The organism is Prosthecobacter sp. (genome assembly GCF_044378005.1).
Lineage (GTDB): Bacteria > Verrucomicrobiota > Verrucomicrobiia > Verrucomicrobiales > Verrucomicrobiaceae > Prosthecobacter.
In genome coordinates this window covers 94,407-102,524 of the sequence record NZ_JBILYB010000005.1, presented here as the reverse complement: position 1 = coordinate 102,524, position 8,118 = coordinate 94,407, and the positions used below count along the sequence as shown (strand labels likewise).

Here is an 8,118-nt window from a genome sequence, read left to right as displayed (position 1 = left end):
TGCCGGATTTTGCGCTTGGCCTGCGGGCTTTTTTTTCATTAGCATGACTTGTTCGGCCGTCTTCATCAGGCATGGCGTGTTTTCCCCCTCCCTTTCCTACCATGAGCAAAATCAAAGCTTCCATCGACTTCCTCCGTCACCTGGACATGGAGCTCTCCCCGGCGGCGTGGATCATCCATGACAGGATGCGTGAGAATGCGGCCACCTTTCCGGTGCCGCCGGTGAGCATGGCAACGCTGGAAACGCTGATCACTGCCTGCGCGGAGAGTCTGGCTGCACGCGCCAGCCGCGGGAAGGCGGAGGTGATCGCTTTTCAAGTGGCGCGCCAGGCTTTGGAGAGGTCGTTGCGGGCCTTGGGCATGTACGTCAACTCGGTCGCCAAAGGGGATGCGATGATCGTGGAGAAGAGCGGCTTCCCCCATTACTCGACGGCGCGCCCGGTGGATACCTCCCCACCCGCCGCGCCGCAGAATCTGCGCCTGAGCCACGGGGTGCTGAGCGGCGTCATCAAGCTGCGCTACAAACCGGCGAAGGAGAAGAGCATGAATGAAATCCAGATTCACCTGGGCGATCCAAACCACGAGGAGGGCTGGCAGCAGAGGGGCTATCATCAGCGCGGTCGCGCGGAACTGGGCGGCCTGACGCCCGGCACGCTGGTCTGGGTACGCGTGCGGACGGTGGGCCTGAAAGGGGTGATGGGTGCCTGGAGTGATCCAGCGCAGATCCGGGTGCTGTAGTGCTGGGGGGTGTTCTTTCCATGCCAACCACGACACAGCGCACGTCGGCCCGGAGTTTTGAGAGGTGTCGGGTGCCGTCGCCGATGCAGCATGGACCCGTCGGAGGAGCATTCCCCAGCGTCGCTGAAGCCTCGGAGAGGCGAAAGACCATAGCCCACGGATTTATCCGTGGGTCTAGACGACCACGACGCTCAAAGAGCCAGAGTCCCGGTAGGGACGAAAGAGAGTCGCCGGAGATGGCGGATCACGTTTAGCCGTTGGAATGCGCGATGGGTCGGGGGATGATCGGGACGTGTCCGGCCTGCGATGCCTTCTTTCGTCCCTGCCGGGACTCTTGGCGATGGGGACATGTCGCCCGCGCCTACCCACGGATGAATCCGTGGGCTATTGCCTGCCGCCTCTCCGAGGCTGGGGTCGGAGGAGTTTCTCTCCGATGCCTTCGTTCTTGCCAGGATTTGGGGGCTTGTGGCATAGATGGGCGGATCTCTGCGCGTGTTGTGCGGGACGGAATGATGATTACGCACTCACATTACACGGAACCCAATGACACATCCAAAATCCATTGTCGCGGGGATATGCATGGGGCTGATATGCCTCGCCGTGATTGGTGCTTCGGCATGGCATTACTTACTGTCAGAAAGCGGCCCTCAGGTGCTCAGCCGAAAGTGGTTTGTGAGTTCTCCAGTTCGTTTGGATCGCAAGACGCTGTCGAGCGATGTCTGGCTTTATCCAGATTCGCCTTTGATCGAGCCAGTGGGAATCCAACGCGTTGAGTGGCAGGACCCTTCGGTAGGCGGGCGTGATGCTTGGGGATACTTTGTGTTTTACAGAGCTAGAGTTGCAGACGCACTACTTTCCGAGCGCCTCCGAGGAATGACATCTGGTGGACTCAAGACTCTTCCTTCTTGGGCAACTCATTTACCTTCGTGGTGGCACCCACAAAGATCCATTTCGTCCGACAGGCTCTCACCAATCGATCTCCAGTCGAACGAGGTTTTCATGGAGGTCACAGAGGCGGATGTGTTTATCTACTGGATCAGAGCCCCATATGAAGGACGCCTTTAGTCCGAAGCCCTCACCCCACCGGCACGGCGGCGCGGAGCTTGGCGGCGATGTCGTGGAAGACTTTGGATGACGCGGACTTGGCGGTGTCTTCGAGGGCGATGGGGTGGCCTTCGTCGCCGGCTTCTCTGACGCTCATTTCGATGGGGATCTGGCCGAGGAGGGGGACTCCCAGGCGCTTGGCTTCGTGCTCGCCGCCGCCTTTGCCGAAGATGTGATACACCTGCCCGTCGCTGGGGCAGAGGAAGTGGCTCATGTTTTCGATGATGCCGAGGATGGGGACATTCACCTTTTGGAACATGGACACGGCTTTGCGCGCGTCGATCAGGGCGACCTCCTGCGGTGTGGTGACGATGAGGGTGCCGTCCAGGGCGACGGTTTGGACGATGGTGAGCTGGATGTCGCCGGTGCCGGGGGGGAGGTCGAGGATGAGGTAGTCGAGATCATCCCAGGCGACCTGACGAAGGAACTGCTGGGTGTAGCGTGTGGCGACGGGGCCGCGGACGATGACGGGGCTGTCGTCCTCCAGGAGGAAGCCCATGCTGACGAGCTGGAGGCCGTAACGCTCGATGGGGACGATCTGCTGCTCTTCGTTCTGGTAGGGGCGCTCGTTGCTGCCGAACATGTGGGCGATGCTGGGGCCGTAGAGGTCGCAGTCGCAGAGGCCGACTTTGGCGCCTGTTTTGCTCAAAGCGATGGCGAGGTTGGAGGCGACGGTGCTCTTGCCGACACCGCCTTTGCCGGAGGCGATGGCGATGATCTTCTTCACGCCGGGGATGCTGGACTTGGGGAGCTTATCCGCACTGCCGGTGGCGGCATTCGGCGGCTCTTTGATGTCGAAGTTCAGGCGCGGTTCGGTGACGCCGGGGATCTTGTTGAGGACGTCGATGGCCTGCTCGTGGATGAGGCGGGGGATATTGGGATCACGCGTGGCGATGCTGATCTCGACGGTGACCTTTCCGCCCTCGACGGCGATGCTTTTGACAAGGCCGAAGGAGATGATGTCACGGCTGAAGCCGGGGTAACGGACGGTGGCCAGGGCGGCGCGGATGTCGGACTCGGTGGGCATGAGATGGGAAATGACGAATGACTAATGAACGAATGACGAAACCAGAAGGGGGAAGAAGATACGATGCTGGTTCAACGGGTGGGCGGGAAAGGCAAGGGGGAAGCGTTGAATGACGAATGAGTAAGCCCGAATGGCGAAGCGGTCCGATATTAGGTCGAATGGCTGGGGTTGGGATTTAGGCCTTCGTCATTCTTTCGTCATTAGGAACTTCGTCATTCGTCATTCCAAACTACGCCTTCTTCGTCCTCAGCGCCCTCTTCCGCTCAGGAAACAGCGTCGTGCAGATCTCGCAGACGGTGCCGTCGCAGCCGCGGGCGGTGCAGAACTCGCGGCCGTAGAAGATGATCTGGAGGTGGAGCTTGTTCCAGGCGGACTCGGGGAAGAGGCGTTTGAGGTCGCGCTCGGTCTGGAGGACATTTTTGCCGTCGGTGAGCTTCCAGCGCTGGGCGAGGCGGTGGATGTGGGTGTCCACGGGGAAGCTGGGGACGCCGAAGGACTGGGCCATGACCACCTGGGCGGTCTTGTGGCCAACGCCGGGGAGCCGCTCCAGGGCTTCGAGGTCGGCGGGGACCTGTCCGTTATGCTCGTCGAGGAGGATCTGGGATAGCGCCTGGATGGCTTTGGCCTTCTGAGGGCCGAGGCCGCAGGGTTTGACGATGGCCTCGATGGCGGAGACGGGCTGCTTTGCCAAGGCCTGCGGGGTGCGGCCTAGCTCGCCGAAGAGCCTGGGGGTGATTTGATTCACACGGATGTCCGTGCATTGCGCCGAAAGCAGGACGGCAATCAGGAGCGTGAAGGCATCCGTATGATCCAGCGGGATGGGTGGATCAGGATACAGCTCGGCCAGACGGCGGAGGACGTGGTCTGCGCGCTCGGCCTTGGTCACGGCTTAGCTGCGAGAGATGCGACTGACCATGCGGCGGACGTGGCCATAGGCCTGACGGTCTTTGAGAATGGCCACGCTCTTCGAGAAGGAGCCCCATTTGAGCACGCGGATGTTCACGTTGCGCACGCCCCAGGCATTCATGTGGGCCTTCGTGGGCTGGTAGATGTCGATGGTGTTCGTGCCGACGAGGGCGGAGCCGTAATCGTCCACCTGGTAGATATAAGGGGTGCCTTCGATCTGGAAGATGGTGCCGACGGGGAAGACGGACCAGTCAGCGGCGGCGCTGCGGACGGTGCCGTATTTGAGCTGGCTGCCGACGGCGCTGCGTGCGCCGTAGATGATGTGGTCAGACTCGCTGTGGGTGTAGGCGGTGGTGCGGACGCCGGTGATGCGGGTGCTCTTCCGACTGACGACACGGCCACCTGAATTGCTGGCGCAGGAGGCCAGGGATAGGGCGGTCAGGCCGCAAAGGAGAAGGAGGAAGAGGCGGGGCATTGTTTCAAAAAAGGCTAATTACTTAACAATGTCTCAGGGGACGGGGTCAGTTTTGGGCAACTGCGCGTCGATTGCAATCTCTGATTTCACCCCCCTGGGTCACCGCTCCTCGACCCAGCGAGGGGCGGGGTAGCTGCCGAGCACTTTGACGGTGGAGCCGAGCTGGGTCAGCTCCTGGATGACTTCCTTCAAGGTGGCGTCCTCGTGGTGTCCGCTGATTTCGAGGAAGAACCGGGCCTGAGTGCCGGTGGCGTCGTCGAGCACGGGGCGGTTCTCGATCTGGCGGACGTTGACGTTGCGGGTGGCGAAGACTTTGAGGACTTCCAGCAGGGCTCCGACACGATCTTTGGCGTGGACGACGAGCATGGTGTTGTCATTGCCACTGGGGTCGCCACTGCGGCGACCGAGGATGATGAAGCGGGCACGGCTGGAGACCTCGCTCGGGCTGGCGGCGATGACTTTCAGCTCATGCAGCTCGGCTCCCAAAGGCGTTCCGAGGGCGGCGACGCCCTTTTCAGTCTCGGCATGAGTGGCAGCGAGACTGGAGGAGGCGCTCTCGATGAGCTTCACGCCGGGGAATCGCTGCGCCAGCCAGACACGGCAGGGAGCGATCATCTGCGGATGGCCGTAGATGGCGGAGGGCGGGGAGTCGTCGTCCTGCGCCATGACGATGGTTTCCACCTTCCAGAGGATCTCGGCGTAGATCTGGAGCTGGGCATCGACGAGGTGGTCGAGCGTGTGATGGACGGCCCCCTCGGTGCTGTGCTCGATGGGCAGCACGGCGTAATCGACTTCGCGGGAAGCGACGCAGGCAAAGGCTCCCTCGATGGAAGCTTCGGCGATGTATTCGACGCTGTTACCGAACTTGTGGACGGCCACCTGATGGGTCCAGGAGCCGGCAGGGCCGAGGTAGGCGATCTTCAAACTGTCCTCCAGGGCGAGGGCGGCGCTCATGATCTCGCGGAAGATGGAGCGGATGGCTTTCTCGGTGAGTTTGCCGTGCTGGGCAGTGTTGATCTGGCAGAGCTTGCGCAGGAGTGCCTCTTCACGACCGGGGACGTAGATGTCGAGCCCGGCTTTCTTTTTCACCTCGGCCACTTCGAGCACGAGGTCGGCGCGCTGATTGAGCAGACGGATGAGCTGCTCGTCGATGGCATCGATCTGGACGCGGATGCCGCCAAGTCCCTGAGCGGCCTGCTCTGGTGCGTCTGGAGCTGGGGGCTGATCGGGCATGGCAGGGGTGCTTTACTCGGCGGCAGTGGCTTCTCCAGCCTCAGAGGCAGACTCCTCGGCGAAGTCGGCCAGCGGAGCAGGTTCGAGAGAAAGCTGCGTCTCGGTGGGGGTTGCATTGGGCTGCTCATCAGGAGCGCTGGGCAGCTTCACGCGGCGGAGTTCCTGGGCGTTGGGCAGCTCATCGAGATTCTTCACCGCGAAGTGATCGAGGAAAGCCTCCGTCGTGCCATAAAGGAGCGGTTTGCCAGGAAGTTCGGCCCGGCCTTCGATGCGGATGAGGCCACGCTCGACGAGTGTCTGAACCATCGTATCCACACTGACGCCGCGAACGGCCTCGATGCCGGCTTTGGTGATGGGCTGGCGGTAGGCGATGATCGCCAAAGTCTCCAAGGCGGGCAGGCTGAGGCGTTGGACTTTCTTGCCAGGATAAAGCGCGCGGCACCACTCCGCGTAGTCGGCTTTGGCACAAAGTCGCCAGCCATGGGGCCGCTCGACGATGGTGAAGGAGCGTTTATCCGCCTCATAATGGGCGACCAGCGTGTCGATGGCCTCACGGATGGAAAGCTCGTCCACCGTCAGCAGAGGCTGGAGGTAGGCCGGGATCTCTGCGGGCTGATCCGCGCCTTCGTGGACTTCGCTGGCGGCCTCGTGGATCTCCTTCGCAGTCTCCTTCACCGCCGTGGCCATCTGCGTGAGGGGCAGTGGTTCCTGGGTGGCAAAAAGGAGGGCTTCGACGATGGCAGTCAGTTCCATGAGCAGGGAGGGAAAGGGGCGCGTACCCAAAGCGAGCGCGCGGGGGGAGTCAAGACGGGTTCAGGGGCGGACCGGGAGCCTGAACTTGGGGATTTCACCCAGATGGTGCTGGCTCAACTGGCGGTTTCGATCAGCTTGGAAAACTCGGCGAAGAAGTACTTCGCGTCATTCGGGCCGGGAGCCGCTTCGGGGTGGTATTGGACGCTGATCACAGGTGCCTCACGATGCCGCATGCCTTCGACGGTGCCATCGTTGAGGTTGATGTGGGTGACTTCGACGTTCGAGGGCAGGCTAGCGGGGTCGATGGCGAAGCCGTGGTTCTGGGCGGTGATGCTGACTTTGCCGCTGCGGAGGTCTTTGACCGGCTGATTGCCACCGCGATGGCCGAACTTGAGCTTGAAGGTCTTGCCACCATAGGCGTGACCGAGAAGCTGGTGGCCGAGGCAGATGGCGAAGATGGGCGTCTTGCCGATGAGTTGCTTGATCTCGCTGTGGATGTAGCCAAGCGCGGCGGGATCGCCGGGGCCGTTGGAGAGGAAGACGCCGTCGGGATTCTTGGCGAGCACTTCTTTCGCGGTGGCCGTGGCGGGCACGACCTCGACGCTGAATCCGGCCTGACGCAGGCTGCGGAGGATGTTGCGTTTGATGCCGAAGTCGTAGGCCACGATGTGATGCTTCGCGTTCGGGAGATCGTGGGAGGCACCCGTGGGGCCGCCTACGCGGTTCTGGCTCGGGCTCGGGATGTCCCAGAGGCGACTCTCCTGGTCTTCGGGGTCCCAGCGATAAGCCTTCTTCGTGGTGACTTCTTTAACGTAGTCACTGCCGCTCATTGGCGGGCTCTTTTTCGCGGCCTCGATGGCCTGCTCGACGGTGAGTTCGGTGGTGATGACAGACTGCATGGCTCCGAGGGTGCGGAGGTGCTTCGTGAGCGCGCGGGTGTCGATGCCCTGGATGCCGGGGATGTTGTAGCGCTTCAGGTAAGCATCGAGCGACTCGGTGCTGCGCCAGTTGCTGGGCACTTCGCAGAGTTCCTCAATCACAAAGCCGCGCACGTGGGGCTCGTGGCTTTCGTCATCGAGCGCATTGATGCCGTAGTTCCCGATCATGGGGTAGGTCATCGTGACGATCTGGCCGCGGTAGGAAGGATCGGTGAGCACTTCCTGGTAGCCGGTCATGGACGTGTTGAAGCAGACCTCGCCATTCGTGGTGCCAGCGGCGCCAAAGGATGTGCCTTCAAAATACCGTCCGTCTTCGAGTGCCAGAATTGCTTTCATCAAGGGTGTGCGTGTGGGGAAATTCTCGGCACCTAGCGCGGCAGTTCTAGGAATGCAAACGGCGGGTTTATCTGCCTTCGATTTGAGATGGCTTAGCCCTGATCATTCCCTTCCCTGACCTCGTCTGACCACGCCTAGTTTTTCGGGCAAAGGATCACCAATTTCGTCCGGCTGGGAATCACGTCTACTGGTTCGGACAAAGCACGGTCCAAGGCGCTCGTAATGTCCGTCTGCGTGAACGGTTTGGTGACGTAATCACAAGCTCCGCGACGGATGGCGGTGACGATGTCTCGTGTCTCCGTGCAGCCTGAGACCATGACAAAACGTGTCGAAGGCGAATCAGACCGAGCTTCAGCGATGATGTCCACCCCATCGCAGTCGCCGAGCCGCCGATCCACCAAGGCGACTTCGGGATTGAGTTCACGGATGGCAGCCAGCCCTGCGCGTCCATTATCAAAGGCCATCACCTCATGCCCGGCTTCAGAACAGAAAGTTCGCAGCAGCTTGAGCACGGGAGGATGATCCTCAATAACAATTACATTAGCCATACTCAGAGTATTGACCGTATCGACCTCGATAAGCAATCCTGAGTTGTGAATTTAAGGACAC

8 protein-coding genes are annotated in these 8,118 nt (G+C 61.2%); 1 reads left to right on the top strand and 7 read right to left on the bottom strand.

All coding sequences use genetic code 11. The features are described 5' to 3' along the window. Window positions 1-101: 101 nt before the first annotated feature. A complete protein-coding gene (locus tag AC6FTP_RS02160; RefSeq protein ID WP_497205257.1) occupies window positions 102-737 on the top strand; it encodes a fibronectin type III domain-containing protein in 636 nt (211 codons plus the stop codon). A gap of 1,075 nt (window positions 738-1,812) precedes the next feature. Here the strand turns inward: AC6FTP_RS02160 and AC6FTP_RS02155 are convergent. From AC6FTP_RS02155 to AC6FTP_RS02125, 7 genes are all read right to left on the bottom strand, one after another. Continuing rightward, complete coding sequence (locus tag AC6FTP_RS02155; RefSeq protein WP_497205256.1) at window positions 1,813-2,868, bottom strand: Mrp/NBP35 family ATP-binding protein; 1,056 nt, start codon at window positions 2,866-2,868, stop codon at window positions 1,813-1,815. A 229-nt stretch (window positions 2,869-3,097) separates the two neighbouring features. Next, the gene (locus AC6FTP_RS02150) at window positions 3,098-3,754 is read right to left on the bottom strand and encodes an endonuclease III domain-containing protein (protein ID WP_497205255.1); all 657 of its coding nucleotides are present in this window, start codon (window positions 3,752-3,754) and stop codon (window positions 3,098-3,100) included. A 3-nt stretch (window positions 3,755-3,757) separates the two neighbouring features. Then, window positions 3,758-4,249 (bottom strand): 3D domain-containing protein, encoded by a 492-nt coding sequence (locus AC6FTP_RS02145; protein ID WP_497205254.1) that lies wholly within the window; start codon window positions 4,247-4,249, stop codon window positions 3,758-3,760. A gap of 99 nt (window positions 4,250-4,348) precedes the next feature. Further along, window positions 4,349-5,482: a bifunctional chorismate mutase/prephenate dehydratase gene (locus AC6FTP_RS02140; protein WP_497205253.1), complete on the bottom strand. Its 1,134-nt coding sequence runs from the start codon at window positions 5,480-5,482 to the stop codon at window positions 4,349-4,351. A gap of 12 nt (window positions 5,483-5,494) precedes the next feature. Next, window positions 5,495-6,235 (bottom strand): SMC-Scp complex subunit ScpB, encoded by a 741-nt coding sequence (gene scpB, locus AC6FTP_RS02135; protein WP_497205252.1) that lies wholly within the window; start codon window positions 6,233-6,235, stop codon window positions 5,495-5,497. Window positions 6,236-6,348: 113 nt separating this feature from the next. Then, complete coding sequence (gene carA / locus AC6FTP_RS02130; RefSeq protein ID WP_497205251.1) at window positions 6,349-7,509, bottom strand: glutamine-hydrolyzing carbamoyl-phosphate synthase small subunit; 1,161 nt, start codon at window positions 7,507-7,509, stop codon at window positions 6,349-6,351. A gap of 134 nt (window positions 7,510-7,643) precedes the next feature. Continuing rightward, a complete protein-coding gene (locus AC6FTP_RS02125) occupies window positions 7,644-8,057 on the bottom strand; it encodes a response regulator (RefSeq protein ID WP_497205259.1) in 414 nt (137 codons plus the stop codon). Window positions 8,058-8,118: the final 61 nt, after the last annotated feature.

Coding starts and splice junctions, on each gene's coding strand:
- AC6FTP_RS02155 (WP_497205256.1), bottom strand. CDS start 2,868: ATGCCCACCGAGTCCGACATCCGCGCCGCCCTGGCCACCGTCCGTTAC.
- scpB (WP_497205252.1), bottom strand. CDS start 6,235: ATGGAACTGACTGCCATCGTCGAAGCCCTCCTTTTTGCCACCCAGGAA.
- AC6FTP_RS02160 (WP_497205257.1), top strand. CDS start 102: ATGAGCAAAATCAAAGCTTCCATCGACTTCCTCCGTCACCTGGACATG.
- AC6FTP_RS02140 (WP_497205253.1), bottom strand. CDS start 5,482: ATGCCCGATCAGCCCCCAGCTCCAGACGCACCAGAGCAGGCCGCTCAG.
- AC6FTP_RS02145 (WP_497205254.1), bottom strand. CDS start 4,249: ATGCCCCGCCTCTTCCTCCTTCTCCTTTGCGGCCTGACCGCCCTATCC.
- AC6FTP_RS02125 (WP_497205259.1), bottom strand. CDS start 8,057: ATGGCTAATGTAATTGTTATTGAGGATCATCCTCCCGTGCTCAAGCTG.
- carA (WP_497205251.1), bottom strand. CDS start 7,509: ATGAAAGCAATTCTGGCACTCGAAGACGGACGGTATTTTGAAGGCACA.